A 19,098-nucleotide genomic window follows, 5' to 3' on the forward strand; every position below is an offset into this window, starting at 1 on the left:
GGCTAGCGCCCGCCACGCGTTGTGTCCGGAATTACTCCTCCAGGGTAAATCCAACCCGCAAGGTGACCTGGTAATGGCGGACAGACCCGTTTTCGATATGGCCTCTGGTCTGCACGACTTCGAACCATTTCATTTCGCGAATGGTTTTTGACGCGCGGGTAATGGCGTTCTGAATCGCGTCCTCGATGCTTTTTTCGGAAGATCCTACGAGATCGAGGATCTTGTACACGTGATCCTTCATTCCGGCGGTATCGGGCATTGCTAACCTCCGTTGCGGCCATCGGTGCTCATTTCTGAACGAGTTATCGACCGCCTCAGTTCCATGACTTTCTGCCGACTTGTGCATCGCGGTGACTGCCGCGCGACCGAGTCGACGATCAGGGCACCGCGTGCGATGCATCGATTGCGCAGCCGCCGTGCATTCTCCGGCGCATTCCGTTGTTGAGGAATAGGCGAACTATCATTAGCTTAGCTGACGGTCAGCCGATGACTTCATGGTGGAAACGTAAGGAGAGACACAACAATGTCCGGCCCGTCAGACGACCAGCTCGGCTTTGCGCCCGACTACGATTCTCCTGTCCCCTATATGCAGCGCACGCGCGACTATTATGCCGCGATCGGCTACACCACGCCCTACCGCTGGGCGCATTATGTCGATGCGCCGTTTCAGCCGCTGAAGAAGCCGCTGGCGCAATCGCGCGTCACCATCGTCACGACCGCCGCCCAATATGATCCCACCAAGGGCGATCAGGGGCCCGGCGCGGCCTATAATGGCAGCGCGAAATTCTACCAGGTCTATGACGGCGATACCTCGCAGCAGCACGATTTGCGGATCTCGCATATCGGCTACGATCGCAAGCACACCACGGCTACCGACAGCGGCACCTGGTTTCCGCTGCCGCAGCTTATCAAGGCGAAGGCCGCGGGCCGGATCGGCGAGGTCGCGCCGCGCTTCTTCGGCGCGCCGACCAACCGCAGCCACCGCGTCACCATCGATACCGATGCGCCCGATATCCTCGCGCGCTGCCTCGCCGATCAGGTCGATGTCGCCGTGATCGTGCCGAACTGCCCGGTCTGCCACCAGACCTCGGCGCTGGTCGCACGCCACCTCGAAGCCAACGGCATCGCGACCGTGGTGATGGGCTGCGCCAAGGACATCGTCGAACATGCCGCCGCGCCGCGCTTCCTGTTTTCGGATTTCCCGCTCGGCAACTCCGCCGGCAAGCCGCATGAAGTGGAGTCGCAGGCGCTGACGCTCGAACTGGCGCTGCGCCTCCTGGAGTCCGCCCCCGGCGCGCGCACCACGATGCAGTCGCCGCTGCGCTGGAGCGAGGATGCTTCCTGGAAGCTCGACTACAACAACATCTCGCAGATGAGCCCGGAAGAACTGGCGCGGCGCCGCGCCGAGTTCGACAAGCAGAAGGAGATCGCGCGCGGCAACCGGGCGGCGTGATCCCTTCCTTCTCCCCTTGTGGGAGAAGGTGGCGCGAAGCGCCGGATGAGGGGTATCTCACCGCGCACTTGGTGCTCGCGGATAGAACCCCTCACCCGTCTTCGCTTCGCGAAGCCACCTCTCCCACAAGGGGAGAGGGAAGGAATAAGAAACAAAAAGAAGCAGGAGGATGCCCCTTTGACCCGACCGTTCGAAGGCGTGAAGATTCTCGACTTCACGCAGGTGCTGGCTGGTCCCTATGCGAGCTACCAGCTCGCTTTGCTCGGGGCCGATGTCATCAAGGTGGAGCGCCGCGAAGGCGAGGACATGCGGCGCACGCCGCTCAGCCGCGAATGGGCCGAACGCGGCCTCGCGCCGGGCTGGCAGGCGATCAACGGCAACAAGCGCAGCCTCACCCTCGATCTCTCGAAGCCGGAGGCGATCGCGATCGTCAAGCAGCTCGCCGCGCAAGCCGACGTGGTGATGGAGAATTTTCGCCCCGGCGTGATGGACAAGCTCGGTATCGGCTACGCCGCGCTCTCGGCGATCAACCCGCGGCTGATCTATTGCGCCATTTCCGGCTTCGGCCAGACCGGGCCGGAGCGGCTGGGCGCCGGCTATGACGGCAAGATCCAGGCGCTATCCGGCATCATGTCGATCACCGGCCACGCCGAGACCGGGCCGACGCGCGCGGGCTTTGCCGTTTGCGATGTCCTGTCGGGCGCGACCGCCGCCTTCGGCGTGTCGAGCGCGCTGTTTCAGCGTACCCATACCGGCAAGGGCCAGTTGGTTGACGTCTCCATGCTGGAGGCAACGCTGGCGTTCCTGTCCGGGCAGGTGGCGGACTATTCGGTGGCCGGCCATCGCCAGCAGCTTTCGGGCAACCAGGCGGTGAGCCGCCGGCCGACCGCCAATCTCTTCAAGGCCGGCGAGGGCTATCTGCTGCTCGCCGTCAACAGCGAGAAGCAATACATCGCCTTGATGACCGCACTTGGCCGTGCGGACGCGCTGGAGGACCCGCGCTTCGCCGACTGGTTTGCCCGCCAGGAGAATGAGCCGGCGCTGCGGGCCATCATCGAGGAGGCGCTCTCGAAGAAAGACCCGCGGGAGTGGGAGAAGATCCTGGAGGCCGCAGGCGCGCCCTGCGCCAGCATCTGGAAGGTCGAGGAAGTCATCGACCATCCGCAGATCGCGGCGCGCGGCGCCATTCAGGAGATCGACACGCCCTATGGCCGGCTGCGCTTTGCCGGCAGCGGTTTTCAGCTCGCCCATGGCGGCGGCAGGCTCGACCGGATGGCACCGGCGCTCAGCGCCCATACCGAGGAGGTGCTGGCCTCGCTCGGCTATGACGCAGGCGCGATCGCGGAATTGCGGGCACGCGAGGTGGTCTAAAGCGCGATGACTTTTCTTCGAATCGTCATCCCGCTTTATCCTTCTATTTGAGCATGATCTTTTCGGAAAACCGCTACACACTTTTCCGGATCATGCTNCTTCAGGTTCGCCCGCACAGCGCCGTCTCCCGCACTCACGCTTCCGCCGGATTCGGCAGAAGCGCGATTGCACATACTGCTGCAATGGTCGGAATGAATGTCGCGAGCACGAACGCCAAGCCCGCTGTCGACGATCCCTGGATGAGGTGGAAGTAAACGCCATTGGCAGCGGCTGCCCCGAAGCCTCCACCGAGTTGCTGCATCGTCGCAAGCATGCCCGAACCCGCGCCTGCAAGCGTCGGCCGAAGTCCGGAGAGCGCAGCGTTCAGCAATAGCGGAAGGAACCAGCCTTGTCCCCAGCCCACTACCAGCAGAGGACCAATCAGGAGCGCCGGCGTTCCGGAGAAACCGGCACCTGCGCATGCAGCCAACCCGAGCGCGGTCAGTGCACCGCCGCAGATCATGACCCGATATGGCGGCCACACTCGCAGGACACGTTCCGAAAGCGACGAGGCACAAAGAAATGCGATGGTCACGGGTAGCCCGAATAGACCTGCTGTCCAGGCCGACTGTCCCAATCCGGCCTGAAGAAAGACCGCCATCGTGAGCGGGAATGCAACGACCGTGGTGTGAAACAGGCCTGCCGCGGCAAGCGCCCAGCCAAACCTGGATTGGAAAAGCGTCACGGGCACCAAGGGATGGCTGTCGTCACGCGACAACCGAACCTGTCGATGCGCGAAGATCGCCAGCAATATGAGCGCGGCCAGGGCCACGCCGCCCGCGGTCGTCAAATCCCCGGACGCACTCAACGCCGCAACAAGCAGCAAGCCGAAACCCAGTGCCGACAGCAAAGCTCCGGGACCGTCAAGGCGCGGCGCCGGAGATACTCTCGTCTCAGGTATTTCTCGCCAGACGATCAGGCAGGCTGCCACAGCTACGAGCGGATTCACCAGAAAGATCCCCCTCCAGCCCAGGCCGGCGAAATCTGTATCGATCATTGCGCCGCTGAGAACCTGTCCCGTGATCCCGGAGACGCCAAGCGCCACACCAAACGCCGCGAAGCCGCGAGCGCGTGCCTGTTCGTCGCCGGCTTGCAATCGAATGATCGTCAGGACCTGCGGAAATGCCGCCGCCGCGGCAAAACCCTGGAGTGTGCGCGCGGCGATAAGCCACCAGATGTTCGTCGCGGCAGCAGAAAGGCATGCCGTCGCTCCGAACGCAAGCATGCCAAAGGCAAACATCCGTCGTCGGCCAACGATATCGCCGAGTCGGCTGCCGGGTATCAGTGCGGCTGCATAGGCGACCGCATAGCCGGAAATGATCGCCGAGATCTGCGCGGCGCTTGCATCGAACTCCGATTGGATGCTCGGAGCCGCGACCATCACGGAGAACGCGCTCATGACCGTCAGAAACGGTGCTGACAGGAGCGCAGCGAGCCCCGGCCAGGATAGTGAAGGATTTCGTGACACGAACGGCCAGCCCTCTTTTGAAATGAACGGGCTGGGAATATGAGTCACGCTGGAATACCATGGTAGTTGGCTTTTTATCCTGGTACTACGAGCATCCCTTTGCCGCGCCATCCACGCACGGCGGCGAGACAGGAACTCGCCGATTTTCTGAAATCAAGGCGTGCGCGCCTGATTCCGGCCGATGTCGACCTGCCCGTCACCAAACGGCGGCGCACGCCGGGTTTGCGCCGTGAGGAAGTTGCGCATCTCGCTGGAGTCGGCCTGACCTGGTACACGTGGCTCGAGCAGGGCCGCGCCATCGAGGTATCGTCCTATTTTCTGGAGCAGATTGCCCGTGCTCTTCGCCTCGACCGGGAAGAGCGGGCACATCTGTTTGTTCTCGCCAACAACCGCGCTGCGCTCGCCGGCAATGCCGGTTCGTTTGCGGTCGCACCTGCGCATCAGCGGATGCTCGCGTGTTTCGAGGGGCCGGCCTATATCGCGACCGCCAATCTGGACGTGCTGGCCTGGAACGAAACGTTGAACGCCGTGTTCGGCGATCTCTCATTGGTCCCCGCAGAAAACCGCAACATGCTATGGTTGATGTTCGCCGATCCTGCGCAACGGGCTTCGATACCGAACTGGGCCGAAGCGGCGCGAGCGATGCTGGCGCGATTCCGGATAGAGTATGGGCGCCATCAGGGCGACGAGCGCTTCAACCAGCTTATCCAGCGGCTCTGTGCGGTCTCGTCCGAATTCCTTGCCTGGTGGCCGCAGCATGACGTCACGATCAAACCCGAGGGACCGAAGCGGTTTTCGTCGCCCCTCGTCGGCGAGATGGAACTGGAGCAGACGACCTTGCTTCTGGAAGGAGCCGTCGGCACACGGTTGGTCGTGTATGCGCCGGCAAACTCCGAGAGCGCCGCGAGGATCGCCGCGCTACGGCAAGGCTGGCTGGCCGGCCGTCGACCTTAGCAGGAGGATGTTCGGAGCAACTGCCGCTGCCTGTTTCTCGTCCAAGCTGCGGGTAGCCGGGGCAGGGACGTCCGGTTCCTGTCCCGTTTTGGACCTGCCGGCGCATGGCGACCCTGCGCCAAGCCGCTTTTATCGACGCGGTCCACCGTCTAAAAGACGCCTTTCCCGCTTCCCAGAAGGACAGATCATGCCCGCCTACCGCTCCCGAACCACGACCCACGGCCGCAACATGGCGGGCGCCCGCGGCCTCTGGCGCGCCACCGGCATGAAGAACGAGGATTTCGGCAAGCCGATCATCGCCGTGGTCAATTCGTTCACCCAGTTCGTGCCCGGCCACGTGCACCTGAAGGATCTCGGCCAGCTCGTTGCGCGCGAGATCGAGAAGGCCGGCGGCGTCGCGAAAGAGTTCAACACCATCGCGGTCGATGACGGCATCGCCATGGGCCATGACGGCATGCTCTACAGCCTGCCGTCGCGCGAGATCATCGCCGACAGCGTCGAATACATGGTCAACGCGCATTGCGCCGACGCCATGGTCTGCATCTCCAACTGCGACAAGATCACGCCCGGCATGCTGATGGCCGCGCTGCGGATCAACATCCCGACCGTGTTCGTCTCGGGCGGTCCGATGGAATCCGGCAAGGTCAATCTCAAGGGCAAGATCCGCGCGGTCGATCTGATCGACGCCATGGTCGCCGCCGCCGACAGCAGCGTCAGCGACGCGGATGTCGAAGTGATCGAGCGCTCGGCGTGTCCGACCTGCGGCTCGTGCTCGGGCATGTTCACGGCCAACTCCATGAACTGTCTCACCGAGGCGCTGGGACTTGCGCTGCCGGGCAATGGTTCGGTGCTCGCCACGCATGCCGACCGCAAGGGATTGTTCGTCGAGGCTGGCCACCTGATCGTCGACCTCGCGCGGCGCTATTACGAGCAGGATGATGAGACCGCGCTGCCGCGTACGATCGCCAACTTCAAGGCGTTCGAGAATGCGATGACACTCGACATCGCCATGGGCGGCTCGACCAACACGGTGCTGCATCTGTTGGCCGCCGCTTATGAAGGCAAGGTGCCGTTCACGATGCAGGACATCGATCGGCTGTCGCGGCGGGTGCCGGTTCTCTGCAAGGTGGCGCCGTCGGTCGCCGACGTGCATCTGGAAGACGTGCATCGCGCCGGCGGCGTGATGGCCATTCTTGGCGAACTCGACCGTGCCGGGCTGTTGAACCGCGGCCTGCCGATGGTTCACTCCAAGACGCTGGAGGACGCGCTCGGCCGCTGGGACATCGTGCGCACCAAGAGCGAAAGCGTCCGCAAATTCTTCACGGCGGCACCGGGCAATGTGCCCACCCAAGTCGCGTTCAGCCAGGAACGCCGGTTCGAGGAACTCGATACCGACCGCGCCACCGGCTGCATCCGCGACGCCGAGCATGCATTCTCCAAGGACGGCGGCCTCGCCGTGCTGTCCGGTAACATTGCGCTCGATGGCTGCATCGTAAAAACCGCCGGCGTCGACGAGAGCATTTTGAAGTTCGAGGGGCCGGCACGGGTGTTCGAAAGCCAGGACGCCGCGGTCGAAGGCATTCTCGGCAACAAGATCAAGGCCGGCGATGTCGTCGTGGTCCGCTACGAAGGCCCGCGCGGTGGTCCCGGTATGCAGGAGATGCTGTATCCGACCAGCTATCTCAAATCGAAGGGTCTCGGAAAGGTCTGCGCGCTGGTCACCGATGGTCGCTTCTCGGGCGGCTCGTCAGGCCTGTCGATCGGGCATCTCTCGCCGGAAGCCGCCGAAGGCGGTCTGATCGGTCTCGTGGAAGAGGGCGACCTTATCAAGATCGACATTCCCTCGCGTTCGATCAGCCTCGTGGTCGACGACGCCACGCTCGCCAAGCGCCGCGACGCCATGCTGGCGCGCGGGGCGGACGCGTGGAAGCCCGCCAAGAAGCGCAGCCGCAACGTGTCGATGGCGCTCAAGGCCTACGCGGCTCTGACGACAAGCGCCGCCCGCGGTGCGGTCCGCGTCGTTCCGGAGTAAGTGCCGCGGCGCTTCTGCACCGGAAGCGCCGCTACCGGCGAGAAGTTCGGGCCTGGTCGTTGCCGGCCGGCAGGCTGGAATACGCGACGTTTCCGTCGACGGTGGCGAGCACGTCGCCCGAGCGCAGCGAGCCGTCCATCGCGAGATCGACTGGCGCCAGACCGGCGGGACTTTGGCCGTTGCAGGTGCAATCGGCGCGCAGTGCCTTCCGATAGGCAAAGGCGTTTTCGCTGTCGGCGTAGCGTTCGCCGGTTGCGGCATAGGCGCTGTCGATGTTGGAGCCGAAGAAAATTTTGGTCGGACTTGCCGGGCAGAAGGCCTGGCACAACTGCGCCGGCGAGGCCGCACTGCGCATCAGCGGAAAATATTTGCCGTCGCAACTGCGCACGCAGAAGGCAGGTCCCGTGCTTGCAGCGACCGGTCGCGGCGGCGTTGGTTGCGGATTATTGTTGAAAATGTTGCCAAAGAACGAGTTCAGCTGTTGCTGTTGTTGTTGCTGCTTCTGGCCGCCGCCGAAAAGGAACTCAAGCAAGTTTTCCGCCGAACTCGTTTCCGGCGCCAGCGCCACGGGGCCCGCGAGAGCGGCAGCAACAAGCATGCGGCGCAGCTTGCGCTGAAAGGACAATTCGGTTCGCAACGCTTCATCCATCGGACGCCTCCCTCGCCGCACTAGTTAGGGGCGCGCTGAATTCTCATTTGCGGCAATCGTGGATTTGAAACGCGCGCTAAGCGCGGCGAAGAAAGGGAAAGAAATAGGCGGGCGGGCACCACAGGTGCCACATTTCGGCCGTCATGGAACGCAGTTGCAAAAGTAGGATGGGTAGAGCCAACGTCGCCCTACGTCAGTACCTTGACGCCGCCGAGCGCGGTCACCCGGCCGCGCTTGAGCATCACAATCTGCGTGGCGAGCTGACGCAGCTCGGCCGCGTCATGGCTGACATAGACCATGGGGATACCCTCGTCGCGCAGCCGCACCAGATAGGGCAGGATTTCTTCCTTGCGGCCTTCATCGAGCGATCCCAGCGGTTCGTCCAGCAACAGCAAACGCGGCTTTGACAACAGCGCGCGGCCAAGCGCGACGCGCTGGCGCTCGCCGCCGGAGAGTTTTCCGGGGCGGCGATCCAGCAGGCTGCCGATGTCGAGCAGGTCCGTGATGCGCGCAAACTGCGCGGCATCTTCCGCAAGCTTGTTCATGCGCCGGCCGTAGTCGAGGTTCTGCCGCACGTTAAGATGCGGAAACAGCCGGGCGTCCTGAAACACGTAACCGATCCGGCGCCGGTGCGGCGGCAGATGGACGCCTTTCGATGTGTCGTCGAGAGTTTCGTCGTCAAGTGCGATGACGCCGCGGTCGGGCCGCAGCAGGCCCGCGATCATGTTGATCAGCGATGTCTTGCCGGCGCCGGACGCGCCGAACAGGCCGGTGACCCGGCCCTGGCTCTCGAACGAGGCTTCGAGCGAGAACTCGCCGAGCTGCTTGGTGACGTCGACGCGCAGCATGGTCAGTTTCCGTGCAGGCGCTTGGTGGCGCGCCGCGCGAACCATTCGGATGCGATCAGGGCGCCCATCGCGATCACGGTGGAAACGACAACCAGCCGTCCTGCCGCGGCGTCGCCGTCCGGCGTCTGGATCAGCGAATAAATGGCGGACGAAATGGTCTGGGTCTCGCCGGGAATGTTGGAGACGAAAGTGATGGTGGCGCCGAACTCGCCGATCGCCTTGGCGAAGCCGAGCACCATGCCGGCGAGCACACCCGGCAGCGCCAGCGGCAGGGTTACGCTGCCAAACACTTTCCACGGTGGAGCGCCGAGGGTGCTGGCAGCCTGCTCCAGCCTGCGGTCGATCGCCTCGATCGAGAGGCGGATCGGCCGCACCAGCAGCGGAAACGACATGATGCCACAGGCAAGAGCAGCGCCGGTCCAGCGAAATGCGAACACGATGCCGAGGTTGTCGGCAAGCCACGCGCCGACCAGGCCACGGCGGCCGAAGGTCAGCAGCAGCAGATAGCCGGTGACGACCGGCGGCAGCACCAGCGGCAAATGGACCACCGCATCGATGACGGACTTGCCCCAGAATTCATATCGCGCCAGCAGCCATGCCAGCGCGATACCGAACGGCGTGGCTACCAGCGTCGCCACGATGGCGACGCGCAGCGAGAGCAGGATGGCCGTCCATTCGGCCGGCGAAATCTCGAACATCAGGTCGACGGGCTGACTAGGAATTTGAATCCGTATTTCTCGAGGATGTTCTTCGCCGCGGTCGAGCGCAGGAAGGTGAGATAGTCCGTCGTTTCCGGCTTGGCGGTCGCCGTCGCCGCCACGGGGTAGATGATCGCGGGATGCGAATCGGCCGGGAAGGTGCCGACGACCTTGACCCCGGGCTCGACCTTGGCGTCGGTGGAATAGACAATGCCGAGAGCCGCCTCGCCGCGCGCCACCAGCGTCAGCGCGGCGCGCACGCTCTCAGCCATGGCGAATTTGGACTCTGCGGCCTGCCACGAACCCAGCTTCTCCAGCGCGGCCTTGGCGTATTTGCCGACCGGAACGGATTTCACGTCGCCGGTAGCGATTTTGCCGTCGCCGGCAAGCTTGGCGAGGTCGAAGCCGGCGCCGACGCTCACATTGTCGACCTTGGAGTCTTTTGGCGCGATCAGCACGATGCTGTTGCCGAGCAGATTGACCCGGCTCGGTTCGTTGATGGTCTTCTTTCCGATCGCGTAGTCCATCCAGTCGGTGTCGGCGGAGATGAATACGTCGGCCGGTGCGCCCTGTTCGATCTGTTTTGCCAGCGCCGAGCTTGCGGCATAGCTCACGGTGATCTTGACGCCGGTTTTCGCGGTGTAGGCGGTATCGATCTCGTCGAGCGCGTTCTTCATCGAGGCCGCGGCGAACACGGTCAGGGTTTTGTCTTGTGCTGCGGCGGGCGCGTACGCCGCCCCCAACAGGATGAAGAAGGCGGCAAAAATTCCGATAAGGCGGGACATGATAGCGCTCCATGCATGCTTGCGGGCGCGCTGTTGGCGCGCCGCAATCAGGCGTCGGTTGAATTAAGGCAGCGACGGGCGGAAGCGCTGTTCCGGCAATTCCGATGGCTTACGGCCAATCGGAATATCGCTCTCGGCGGACAATAGCAGGCTGGTGTTCCCGGTAAAGTGACCGTTCGCCTCGGCGGCCTGTCTACTCGGCCGACAGGATTGCAATCGAAACGGAGTCCTCTTTCGTTCCGCTGACCTGCACCACGAACGGGTTGGCCGAAAGTTCGAATTTTACGGTCTTGCGGATGCCGTCGCAGTCGGTGGCGCCGCTGTGAGCCTTCGGTTTGAGAAACTGGCCGTCCTGCACGACGTCGAGCCATCCGCCTGCCGAGAGGCTGATGCTGTAGAGGCCGGCCTTGGGTGACTTCGTGATGCTGGCGAAGCCGGCAAACGTGCCTTCCTTGGGTGCGCGCTCGGGCGGCTTCGGCAGCTTGGCCTCCGCCGGGCTGCGCAGGGCCAGGATCACGGCAGGCGAGGGCAGGGCCGCGAGCTCTGCGCCTGACGCAAGCTTGATGCGATCCGGTGACGTCAACGCTGTCCGCTCGCGCTCGACCGGCCACTTGAATTTGTCGCAACCGCTCGGTTCTTCTGCGGCGAAAGCGGGCGCGGCGCCGAGCAGCACCAGCGCAACGAGAAGTGAGCTGCGCATGTCAATCGACCGCGATCATCACGTCGGAGGCCTTCACCACGACAATGACCTTGCCGCCGGCCTTGATGCCGAGATCATCGACGGATTCATTGGTGATCGCGGAAGTGACGATCTGGCCGCCCCCGATGTCGACGCGAACATGCGAGGTGGTCGCGCCCTTTTTCACGTCGACGACGGTGCCCTTGATCTGGTTGCGTGCGCTGATCCGCATGACGGTCCTCATAATGCCGGGCGCACGGAAGCGCCGCTGGCTCTTTGATCTATCGGGAGAAGGACCGTCGTCCGTGTTGTGCCGCGCGCTTACGGCGTCGCGACGCTGCACATTAGCGCATTTCCCTGCTGCGAGGAAAGCCCGCCAAGCAGGGCGCTATTGCTTCACGTCAGGCGCGTTCAGCACCGCCTTGCAGGCGGGCGGCAGTGAGGCCATCGTCATCGGCGGCTTCGGCTTTGGCGGCACTTTCGGCGGCTTCGGGTGCAGCACCGCATCGCTGAACCAGTAGGCGAGGTCGGCCGTGCTGCAGCCTTCGCCTTCGTTCGGGTCGGGTTGGCTGTCGCATTCGCCGGCGCCGGGCGGGCATTTGATGCGGATGTGGAAGTGATAGTCGTGGCCGTACATCGGGCGCACCTTGTGCAGCCAGTGGCGGTCGCCCTTGGCTTCGCGGCACAGCGCCTTCTTGATCGCGGCATTGACGAAGATGCGCTGCACGCTCGGCTCCTGCGCCGCGGCGCGGATGACGGCAAGATGCGTCGGCGTCCAGGCATGCGGATCGATGTCGAGCCGGTCGTTGCGCACCATCATCACCGCCGACGTCTCCTCGCGCTCGTTGCGCGACAGTTGTCGGTTCGGCATCGGCGTCAGCCAGATGTCGGCATCCAACCCCACCTGGTGGCTGGCATGCCCGGTAAACATCGGACCGCCGCGCGGCTGCGACATGTCGCCGACCAGAATGCCGGGCCAGCCGGCATCCCGGCGCGCCTTTGCTGCGAGACGTTTCACCAGCGCGACCAGATCGGGATGGCCCCAGTAACGATTGCGCGACAATCGCATCACCTGCCAATTGTCACCGTTGATCGGCAGCCCCTCCGCGCCCGAGATGCAGCCATGGGCATAAAATCCATGCACGCGCGTCGGCATCGCCGCTGGCAGCAGCTTGCGGCCGAACAGCTCCTTGGCGGCGATATTGGGATCGTTGGGGTTGGCGAGCGGCGGCAGCGGTTTCGGATTGACCGTGCCCTTGTCCTGCGCCCATGCGCTGGCGGCATGGGCGGCGGCGATCAAGGTGATGAGCGGGATCAGAATCAGGCGAGGGTTCATCGGATCACTCTATTCGTGCCAACGTAGCATGAAACAGGCGACAAGGGACAAGCGTGGGCAAACACAATTGCTTGGTCCGCATGAATGCGGCTCGCCGGAGGGAACAAGATTACCCCGGATTCGCGACGCTTCTACGGTTGCCTTTCAACCTGTAAATCACCTCGCATGGCTGCGTCAGGCTGCACCCCATGCATGCTGCGGCGCTGTTCGCGCTGGTCCAGCGCAACGGCCCCTGCAACACGCGCATCGAAATAAATTAGAGCGGGACGACTGCCCCGCTCCAGCTCTTGCGTTCTGCTTATCCGCGCGCCTGCAACGCCAGCCGGATCGATCTCTCGACCGGCGAATAATCGCCGTCGGGTCGCTCAAGCCTGAACGGCTCCGCCGGGTGCAGCGGCGGTTGCGCCATGAAACGTGGCGAAGAACCCCGGTGCATCTGCGCGGCGTGAACGAGGAACGGGTGGCACAAATAAACCGTGCCTGCCTCGCCCGTCGCCAGCACCTCGGGCCGGTCGCTTCCTATTTCGTCCAGCACGAGATGTGACATGCCGGCCTCGCCGGCCGGCTCGAGCAAGCGCGCCATATCCAGATGCGAGCCTGCTCTTATTCGGGTGGGCGCGTCGAATTCTCCCACGTCGGAGAACAGGAACAGCATCAGCAGCGCGCGTCCGCGGGATGTCACGTTCACACGCCAGGCCGCGTAATCATGATTGTCGGCGCTTGTGTCCTCGTTCGGGAAACTGACATCGACATGCCAGCCGGCATCGCCGGGATCGCGCGGACTCGGAAACCGCACGGGGAAAGTCCCGAGATCGGCCCGCGGCCACCAGCGTTTCCGCCCGACGAGCTGGTCGAAGGCCGTGTGAAGCCGCGGGGTGTTGACGGCTCTCCTGAACGGTTCGTCGCCGTAGTAGCCGAGGCGGATCACCGGCTGCGTCCAGGTCGTGAGGTCATTGGGGTCGCAGGGCAGATCGCGCCACAGGATGGCGCGGCCTTGTTCTGCAAGTTCGCGCGGAAAGGCGTGATCGATCCGAACGAAGCCGTCGTGAATGAATTGCTCGATCTGCGCGTCGCTGAACGCGCGCGATGGTTTGCTGTCAGGCATGAAAATCCTCTTATCGCTGGGCAAGCGTCCATGGCCCTGCGCAAAGCAGGCGCGGCCGGACGGTTTCTGTCGAAAACTTCCGCCCGCCTGAGCGGGCAGCGCGGTCAGCGCGCGAGGAAGAAGACTGAGACGATATGGGATGTGCAGATCATCATGGCATACGCAGTGTAGCAAACCGGCCGCCGGCGTTCAACGCAGCCGCGCTCATTGCAGCTCGATGTTGGCGGACTTGATCACCGCGGCCCAGCGGTCGATTTCCTCGCGCATGTAGGCGGAAGACTTGTCGACCGGACCGCCGAAAATCCCGGCGGACAGTTTCTTGAGCTGCTCCTGCACCTGGGGCTGGCGCAAGGCTTCGTTCACATCGGCATTGATTTTGTCGACGATGTCCTTCGGCGTCCTGGGCGGCGCGACGATGCCGTACCAGGCGACGGCTTCGAAGCCCGGCAACGTTTCGGCAATCGTCGGCACATCCGGCAGCGTGGGGAGCCGTCCGGATGAGGCTACCGCAAGCAATTTCAGCTTGCCGGCCTGGATCAGCGCCAGGGAGACGCCGAGATTGTCGAACATGACGTCGACGTCGCCGGCGACAAGCCCCTGCAGCGCGGGCGCCGAGCCGCGATAGGGAATGTGCCGCATCTTCACCTTCGCCATCAGTTGAAACAGCTCCGACGTCAGGTGCGAGGTCGTGCCGTTGCCCTGTGTGGCGCAGATCGTCCTGTCGGAATTGCCTTTCAGGTACGCGATCAACTCGGGCACGCTCGATGCCTTGATGTTGGCCGGATTGACGATCAGCGCGTTCGGTACCTTGGCCATCACGATAACAGGCTCGAACTTCGTCGGATCGAAGCCGAGCCTGGGGTACAGATTGTGATTGATCGCAAGCGGCGGTGGGGGTGACGCGAGCAGGGTGTAGCCGTCGGGTGCAGAATGAAACNACCTGTTCGGCACCGATGTTGCCTGCGGCGCCCGTGCGATTTTCGATCACCANCCGCCTGGCTCCATTTGCGCGACAGCCAGTCCCCGACAATCCGTGGAATGGCATCGGCCGTTCCGCCGGCGGGAAAGGGAACGACGATCTTCACGGGGCGGTCCGGATAGTCCGCGGCTGACGCATGCGCGGAAAACTGCGCGGTCAGGGCCAGAACCAGCGGCAGCAGCGCCAGTTTACGCCAGACGGCAAGCAGCGCTGGCATGGAGCCACGCATTGAAACTCCTCCCGCTATCGTTTTCCGTCCGGTCTGACCTGTCGGCGCCGGCACTTGGTGTTTGCAGCAGGGGAGGATAGCTTGAACGCGCAAGCTTCCGAAACATTTTTCGCGTGGGACGATGACGCAGCCGCAGCTCAGTGTCGTGATCATTGGAGGCGGAATTGGCGGATTGTTCGCCGCGAACGCGCTGATCGTGCATGGCTTCAAAGTTACCGTCTATGAGCAGGCGCCCGCGCTCGCCGAGGTCGGGGCCGGGGTTTTTCTGACGCCCAACAGCGTGCGGCAATTGCAGCGGGTGGGCCTCGGAGATCAGGTGGAAGGACGGGGAGCCAGGGTCGGAGCCGGTTCTCATTATTTTCGCCACGACGGCGCGCCGATCGCGCCGGTTCAGGTGACGGACTCGGCGGGCTGGAATGCGACCTTCGGCATGCATCGCGCAGATATGGTCGAGATTCTGGCCGGCACCTTGCCGCCCGGCGTGGTCTGCACTGGTCATCGCGGCACGGGCTTCGAGCAGACCGATGAGATTGCGCGGGTGACATTCGATAATGGCGCCATCGCTGAGGCTGATGTCGTCATTGCTGCTGATGGCATCCACTCCGAGCTCCGGCGTTTTGCCGCGCCGCCGTCCCGCCCGGTCTTTCACGGCTCCGTCGCCTATCGCGGTGTGCTGTCGCATCGGCGCATTCCGCACTGGCCGACCGATCGCTGGCAGATGTGGCTCGGCAAGGGAAAGCATTTCCTGTCCTTTCCGGTCCGGTCGGGCGAGCTCATCAACTATGTCGGCTTCGTGCCGGCCGATGCGGAGATGAAGGAATCATGGTCTGCGCCCGGAGATCCGGACGTGCTGCGCCGCGAGTTCGAGGGATGGGACCCGCGCATCGGCGCGCTGTTGAGTCAGGTCGACAAGACGTTTCGCTGGGCGCTGTATGATCGCGAGCCGCTGCCAACATGGACTCGCGGCCGATTGACGCTGCTCGGCGATGCCGCGCATCCGATGCTGCCGCATCTCGGCCAGGGCGCCAACCAGTCGATCGAGGACGGCATGGCGCTGGCGACCATTCTGGCGCGGGCGAGGCGTGCCACTGTACCGGCTGCGCTATCGGCTTATGAGCGGCTGCGGCGCGAGCGGGTGGCGGCGGTTCAGCGCGGCGCACGCGAAAACGGGATGCGCTACGATTCGTCCTACGCCGATCTCGGCGTTCGCGATGCCGAGATCGCGGCCCATGCGGCGTTCCGCAGGCGGCTTTACGACCACGATGTCGTGCCGGAAGCGCAGGCCGCCGCAGCTTCGCTGGGCTGAAGGGGCTTTGCACGCGATCGCATTAACCGTGCAATAACCTTCCCGGCCATTGAAGCATATTCATGCGCACGCGCGGCGTTTCGCGCATTCCTTGTGCACCCGCCGCGCGAGCCGCTGTGCCCCGGCGGCCACACAGCGATTTTGCCCCCTGTATCTGCGATGTGCATGGACGTCACACACGCAAGGCGTGTGTCGATGTTTTCTATCGGGCGGCGCATCTAAACGCGCAATGGGAGTTTCTACGACAAGAGATACCTTTTTTTCAGAGACTTGTCTGAAAACTTTGCACGCAGAGTGCGAGTAGAGCGTGGTTATGCCGAAGAAGAAGCCAATAGCCGGGAAACCGAAGAAGTCGATTGTCCGTTTTCCAGGCCGGCCGGCAAAGCCCGCCACGAAGCTATCAACCAGCCGGAACGCCGCGAGCGAGATCGCGCACAAGCGCACCGAGATCGAGGCCGCCCTTTTTGAGGCGCGCAAATCGCACGAGCGTTTGCGCGAGGCGATCGACATCCTGCCGCAAGGCGTCGTGTTTCTCGATGCGGATGGCCGTTACATTCTCTGGAACAAGAAATATGCGGAGATGTACAGCCGCAGTTCGGACCTGTTCAAACCGGGCGCACGGCTGGAGGACACGATCCGCGTCGGCGTCGCGCGCGGCGACTATCCGGAAGCGATCGGCCGCGAGGAAGAATGGATCGACGCGCGGCTGAAGAAGCTGTTCCAGCCCGGCGAGCGGCATGAGCAGAGGCTGGCCGACGGCCGCGTCATCATGATCGACGAGCGACTGACCGGGGATGGCGACATCATCGGCCTGCGCGTCGACATCACCGAGTTGAAACAGCGCGAGGCGTCGTTCCGGCTGTTGTTCGACAGCAACCCCGTCCCGATGATCGTCTGTGCGCAGGGCGACGAACGTATCCTCGCCGTCAACGACGCCGCGATTGCGCATTACGGCTACAGCCGCAGCGAATTCGAGAAGCTGACGATCCGCAACCTGCAGGCCTTCGACGTCGAGCCGCCATGGGCCGGCGAGCACGCCGGCGACGAGCGCGCGGCCCACGCCTGGAAGCATGTCAGGGCCGATGGCGCGCTGATTGATCTCGCGATCTATTCGCGCCATCTCGTTTACAGCGGCCGGCCCGCGGTCCTGCTCGCACTGATGGACACCACCGAACGCAAGCGTGCCGAGGCGCGGCTGACGTTCATGGCCCAGCATGATGGCCTGACCGGACTGGCGAACCGCAATTTGCTGCGTCAGCAGATGGACGATATCCTGCTGCGCACGCGCCGCAACGCCGAGAAGGTGGCGGTGCTCGTGCTCGGCCTCGACCATTTCAAGGCAATCAACGATACGCTCGGCCATGGCGTCGGCGACAAGCTCCTGCGCGGCGTCGGCAAACGATTGCAATCGATGCTGCGCAAGGACGATGCGCTGGCCCGGCTCAACTCCGATGAATTCGCGATCGTCCTGACCGGCGTGACGCGGCCCGAGGATGCGGTGTTCATGGCGAGGCGCCTGTTGGACGCGATCGGCGATCCCTATCTTCTCGACGGGCACTCGGTCGTGATCGGCGCCAGCATCGGCATTGCGATGTCGCCGGGAGATGGCGATGAGTCGGAGAAGCTCCTGAAGAACGCCGACCTCGCTCTGTCACGCGCCAAGAACGATTCCCGCGGCACGTTCTCGTTCTTCGAGGCCGGGATGGACGCGCGCGCCCAGACCCGCCGCAAGATCGAAACCGAGTTGCGCGAGGCCGTCCAGGGCGATGCGCTGCGGCCCTATTACCAGCCGCTGGTCGATCTTTCGAGCGGGCGCATCACCGGCTTCGAAGCGCTGGTGCGCTGGCCGCATCCCGAGCGCGGCATGATCTCGCCGGCCGAGTTCATCCCCGTTGCGGAGGAGACCGGGCTGATCAACGCCGTCGGCGGCCTGATGCTGCGCCGTGCCTGCACGGATGCGGCGCAATGGCCCGACGACGTTCGCGTCGCGGTCAATCTGTCGCCGCTGCAGTTCCGCGTCGGCAATCTGTTGTCGCTGGTGGTGGATACGCTGAAGCAATCCGGGCTGCCGGCCAAGCGCCTGGAGCTCGAGATTACCGAGACGCTGCTTTTGGAAAAGAGCAGTGAGGTGCTGGCGACGCTGCATGCGCTGCGCGCGCTCGGCGTCCGTATCTCGATGGACGATTTTGGCACCGGCTATTCCAGCCTGAGCTATCTGCGCAGTTTCCCGTTCGACAAGATCAAGATCGACCAGTCCTTCGTGCGCGATCTCGCCGCCAATCCCGACGCGCAGGCGATCGTGCGTTCGATCATCAGCCTCGGCAAGGGCCTCGGCGTCACGATCACCGCCGAAGGCGTCGAGACCGAGGCAGAGGTGAGCTGCCTGCGCAACGAGGGGTGCCACGAGGGCCAGGGGTTCCTGTTCAGCCGTGCGCGGCCGAATGGGGAAATCGTGAGCCTGTTGCAGACACAGGGCAACTGGAGCGCAGCAACGGGTGCGGCGCTGGTGGCGTAGTCGCAAGCGTAGCCCGGATGGAGCGAAGCGAAATCCGGGGGCCTTCGCGCAGCGGACCCGCCCCGTCCCGGATTTGCGCTTCGCTCCATCCGGGCTACGGGGCTACGCGCGTCGATTAACCGCCTTCCGCTTCCTGGCATGATACGTCAGCGCCAGCGCCACGCAGTGGCGTAGCGCTTTCTCGGGAAGCTTCGCGCCGGCGTCGAGCAGAATGGCGCGGTTGCCGCTGTAGCGCAGTTCCGGATAGAGCTCGCGAAAGGTCTCGACCAGATCGGTCTGGCAGTGGAAGTAGATTGCGTAGCGGCCGGCTTCCGCCTTCACCTGGTCGATCCGGATCGTGCTGCCGCTTTTGCTTTCGGTCGTGAGATAGCTCGGCTGCCCCCATTTCAGCGTCTCTTCGAGAGCGCCGACGCCATCGGTCGTGTCAGCTGTATCGAAGATCAGCCGGCGCAGCGCCGATAGCTTCGCCTTGACCGGACCGGGATAGGTGCTGAAGACCGCTTCTACCGCGGCATTCGCAGCCGCAATCGACGGCTTCCCGGCGCGACGCTTTGCCGCTTTCTTCCGTGACGTAGCTTTCATGGAGGTCCGCGCATCCTGCCAAGGTCTGACTGCCAAGAGCTGACGCGTGCAGCCTAGAGCAGGATGCAAG

At 63.8% G+C, this 19,098-nt stretch carries 18 protein-coding genes; 6 read left to right on the forward strand and 12 right to left on the reverse strand.

The annotated features are described in order from the left end of the window. Positions 1-31 precede the first annotated feature (31 nt). Positions 32-241: a dodecin gene (locus CQ14_RS38415; RefSeq protein ID WP_156435839.1), complete on the reverse strand. Its 210-nt coding sequence runs from the start codon at positions 239-241 to the stop codon at positions 32-34. Between the two features lie 282 nt (positions 242-523). On the opposite strand from CQ14_RS38415, the gene CQ14_RS38420 reads away from it, so the two are divergent. Together CQ14_RS38420 and CQ14_RS38425 are read left to right on the forward strand one after the other, a co-directional pair. After that, positions 524-1,453: a glycine reductase gene (locus CQ14_RS38420; RefSeq protein WP_057862940.1), complete on the forward strand. Its 930-nt coding sequence runs from the start codon at positions 524-526 to the stop codon at positions 1,451-1,453. Between the two features lie 177 nt (positions 1,454-1,630). Beyond that, positions 1,631-2,824 (forward strand): CaiB/BaiF CoA transferase family protein, encoded by a 1,194-nt coding sequence (locus tag CQ14_RS38425; protein ID WP_057862941.1) that lies wholly within the window; start codon positions 1,631-1,633, stop codon positions 2,822-2,824. 133 nt (positions 2,825-2,957) lie between these two features. Here the strand turns inward: CQ14_RS38425 and CQ14_RS38430 are convergent, their stop codons facing one another. Then, positions 2,958-4,379, reverse strand: a complete 1,422-nt coding sequence (locus CQ14_RS38430) for an MFS transporter (protein ID WP_199805731.1) — start codon at positions 4,377-4,379, stop codon at positions 2,958-2,960. Between the two features lie 51 nt (positions 4,380-4,430). On the opposite strand from CQ14_RS38430, the gene CQ14_RS38435 reads away from it, so the two are divergent. Together CQ14_RS38435 and ilvD are read left to right on the forward strand one after the other, a co-directional pair. Continuing rightward, a complete protein-coding gene (locus CQ14_RS38435; protein WP_057862943.1) occupies positions 4,431-5,285 on the forward strand; it encodes a helix-turn-helix transcriptional regulator in 855 nt (284 codons plus the stop codon). A 187-nt stretch (positions 5,286-5,472) separates the two neighbouring features. After that, positions 5,473-7,317 (forward strand): dihydroxy-acid dehydratase, encoded by a 1,845-nt coding sequence (ilvD, locus tag CQ14_RS38440; RefSeq protein ID WP_057862944.1) that lies wholly within the window; start codon positions 5,473-5,475, stop codon positions 7,315-7,317. 31 nt (positions 7,318-7,348) lie between these two features. Here the strand turns inward: ilvD and CQ14_RS38445 are convergent, their stop codons facing one another. From CQ14_RS38445 to CQ14_RS48515, 9 genes are all read right to left on the reverse strand, one after another. Then, on the reverse strand, positions 7,349-7,966 hold the full coding sequence (locus CQ14_RS38445) for a DUF2865 domain-containing protein (protein WP_347337184.1): 618 nt from the start codon (positions 7,964-7,966) through the stop codon (positions 7,349-7,351). 188 nt (positions 7,967-8,154) lie between these two features. Next, entirely contained in the window at positions 8,155-8,814 is a 660-nt protein-coding gene (modC, locus tag CQ14_RS38450; RefSeq protein WP_057862945.1) for a molybdenum ABC transporter ATP-binding protein, read from the reverse strand. Positions 8,815-8,816: 2 nt separating this feature from the next. Next, complete coding sequence (gene modB / locus CQ14_RS38455) at positions 8,817-9,512, reverse strand: molybdate ABC transporter permease subunit (protein ID WP_057862946.1); 696 nt, start codon at positions 9,510-9,512, stop codon at positions 8,817-8,819. Next, on the reverse strand, positions 9,512-10,297 hold the full coding sequence (gene modA, locus CQ14_RS38460; RefSeq protein ID WP_057862947.1) for a molybdate ABC transporter substrate-binding protein: 786 nt from the start codon (positions 10,295-10,297) through the stop codon (positions 9,512-9,514). Before modA ends, modB begins: the two co-directional genes overlap by 1 nt. Before the next feature lie 193 nt (positions 10,298-10,490). Next, on the reverse strand, positions 10,491-10,997 hold the full coding sequence (locus tag CQ14_RS38465; protein WP_057862948.1) for a hypothetical protein: 507 nt from the start codon (positions 10,995-10,997) through the stop codon (positions 10,491-10,493). 1 nt (position 10,998) lies between these two features. Beyond that, on the reverse strand, positions 10,999-11,208 hold the full coding sequence (locus CQ14_RS38470) for a TOBE domain-containing protein (protein ID WP_057862949.1): 210 nt from the start codon (positions 11,206-11,208) through the stop codon (positions 10,999-11,001). A gap of 156 nt (positions 11,209-11,364) precedes the next feature. Beyond that, positions 11,365-12,312: a penicillin-insensitive murein endopeptidase gene (gene mepA / locus CQ14_RS38475; protein WP_057862950.1), complete on the reverse strand. Its 948-nt coding sequence runs from the start codon at positions 12,310-12,312 to the stop codon at positions 11,365-11,367. Between the two features lie 298 nt (positions 12,313-12,610). Beyond that, complete coding sequence (locus CQ14_RS38480; protein ID WP_057862951.1) at positions 12,611-13,417, reverse strand: phytanoyl-CoA dioxygenase family protein; 807 nt, start codon at positions 13,415-13,417, stop codon at positions 12,611-12,613. A gap of 204 nt (positions 13,418-13,621) precedes the next feature. Then, positions 13,622-14,354 (reverse strand): Bug family tripartite tricarboxylate transporter substrate binding protein (locus CQ14_RS48515; protein WP_210183187.1); only part of this gene is annotated, 733 nt, incomplete at its 5' end. A 392-nt stretch (positions 14,355-14,746) separates the two neighbouring features. On the opposite strand from CQ14_RS48515, the gene CQ14_RS38490 reads away from it, so the two are divergent. Together CQ14_RS38490 and CQ14_RS38495 are read left to right on the forward strand one after the other, a co-directional pair. Continuing rightward, positions 14,747-15,931, forward strand: a complete 1,185-nt coding sequence (locus tag CQ14_RS38490; RefSeq protein ID WP_057862953.1) for an FAD-dependent monooxygenase — start codon at positions 14,747-14,749, stop codon at positions 15,929-15,931. 313 nt (positions 15,932-16,244) lie between these two features. Continuing rightward, entirely contained in the window at positions 16,245-18,446 is a 2,202-nt protein-coding gene (locus CQ14_RS38495) for a putative bifunctional diguanylate cyclase/phosphodiesterase (protein WP_057862954.1), read from the forward strand. A 102-nt stretch (positions 18,447-18,548) separates the two neighbouring features. On the opposite strand, the gene CQ14_RS38500 is transcribed toward CQ14_RS38495, so the two are convergent. Next, positions 18,549-19,028, reverse strand: a complete 480-nt coding sequence (locus CQ14_RS38500; RefSeq protein WP_082650228.1) for a DUF1801 domain-containing protein — start codon at positions 19,026-19,028, stop codon at positions 18,549-18,551. Positions 19,029-19,098: the final 70 nt, after the last annotated feature.

The sequence above is a fragment of the Bradyrhizobium lablabi genome (genome assembly GCF_001440475.1).
GTDB classification, from domain to species: domain Bacteria; phylum Pseudomonadota; class Alphaproteobacteria; order Rhizobiales; family Xanthobacteraceae; genus Bradyrhizobium; species Bradyrhizobium lablabi.

Excerpts from the sequence above, each read along its gene's own strand:
- CQ14_RS38445 (WP_347337184.1), bottom strand. The coding sequence starts at position 7,966 with ATGGATGAAGCGTTGCGAACCGAATTGTCCTTTCAGCGCAAGCTGCGC.
- CQ14_RS38415 (WP_156435839.1), bottom strand. The coding sequence starts at position 241 with ATGAAGGATCACGTGTACAAGATCCTCGATCTCGTAGGATCTTCCGAA.
- CQ14_RS38465 (WP_057862948.1), bottom strand. The coding sequence starts at position 10,997 with ATGCGCAGCTCACTTCTCGTTGCGCTGGTGCTGCTCGGCGCCGCGCCC.
- CQ14_RS38500 (WP_082650228.1), bottom strand. The coding sequence starts at position 19,028 with ATGAAAGCTACGTCACGGAAGAAAGCGGCAAAGCGTCGCGCCGGGAAG.
- CQ14_RS38495 (WP_057862954.1), top strand. The coding sequence starts at position 16,245 with ATGCCGAAGAAGAAGCCAATAGCCGGGAAACCGAAGAAGTCGATTGTC.
- CQ14_RS38420 (WP_057862940.1), top strand. The coding sequence starts at position 524 with ATGTCCGGCCCGTCAGACGACCAGCTCGGCTTTGCGCCCGACTACGAT.
- modB (WP_057862946.1), bottom strand. The coding sequence starts at position 9,512 with ATGTTCGAGATTTCGCCGGCCGAATGGACGGCCATCCTGCTCTCGCTG.
- CQ14_RS38480 (WP_057862951.1), bottom strand. The coding sequence starts at position 13,417 with ATGCCTGACAGCAAACCATCGCGCGCGTTCAGCGACGCGCAGATCGAG.
- ilvD (WP_057862944.1), top strand. The coding sequence starts at position 5,473 with ATGCCCGCCTACCGCTCCCGAACCACGACCCACGGCCGCAACATGGCG.
- CQ14_RS38470 (WP_057862949.1), bottom strand. The coding sequence starts at position 11,208 with ATGCGGATCAGCGCACGCAACCAGATCAAGGGCACCGTCGTCGACGTG.
- modC (WP_057862945.1), bottom strand. The coding sequence starts at position 8,814 with ATGCTGCGCGTCGACGTCACCAAGCAGCTCGGCGAGTTCTCGCTCGAA.
- mepA (WP_057862950.1), bottom strand. The coding sequence starts at position 12,312 with ATGAACCCTCGCCTGATTCTGATCCCGCTCATCACCTTGATCGCCGCC.
- CQ14_RS38490 (WP_057862953.1), top strand. The coding sequence starts at position 14,747 with ATGACGCAGCCGCAGCTCAGTGTCGTGATCATTGGAGGCGGAATTGGC.
- modA (WP_057862947.1), bottom strand. The coding sequence starts at position 10,297 with ATGTCCCGCCTTATCGGAATTTTTGCCGCCTTCTTCATCCTGTTGGGG.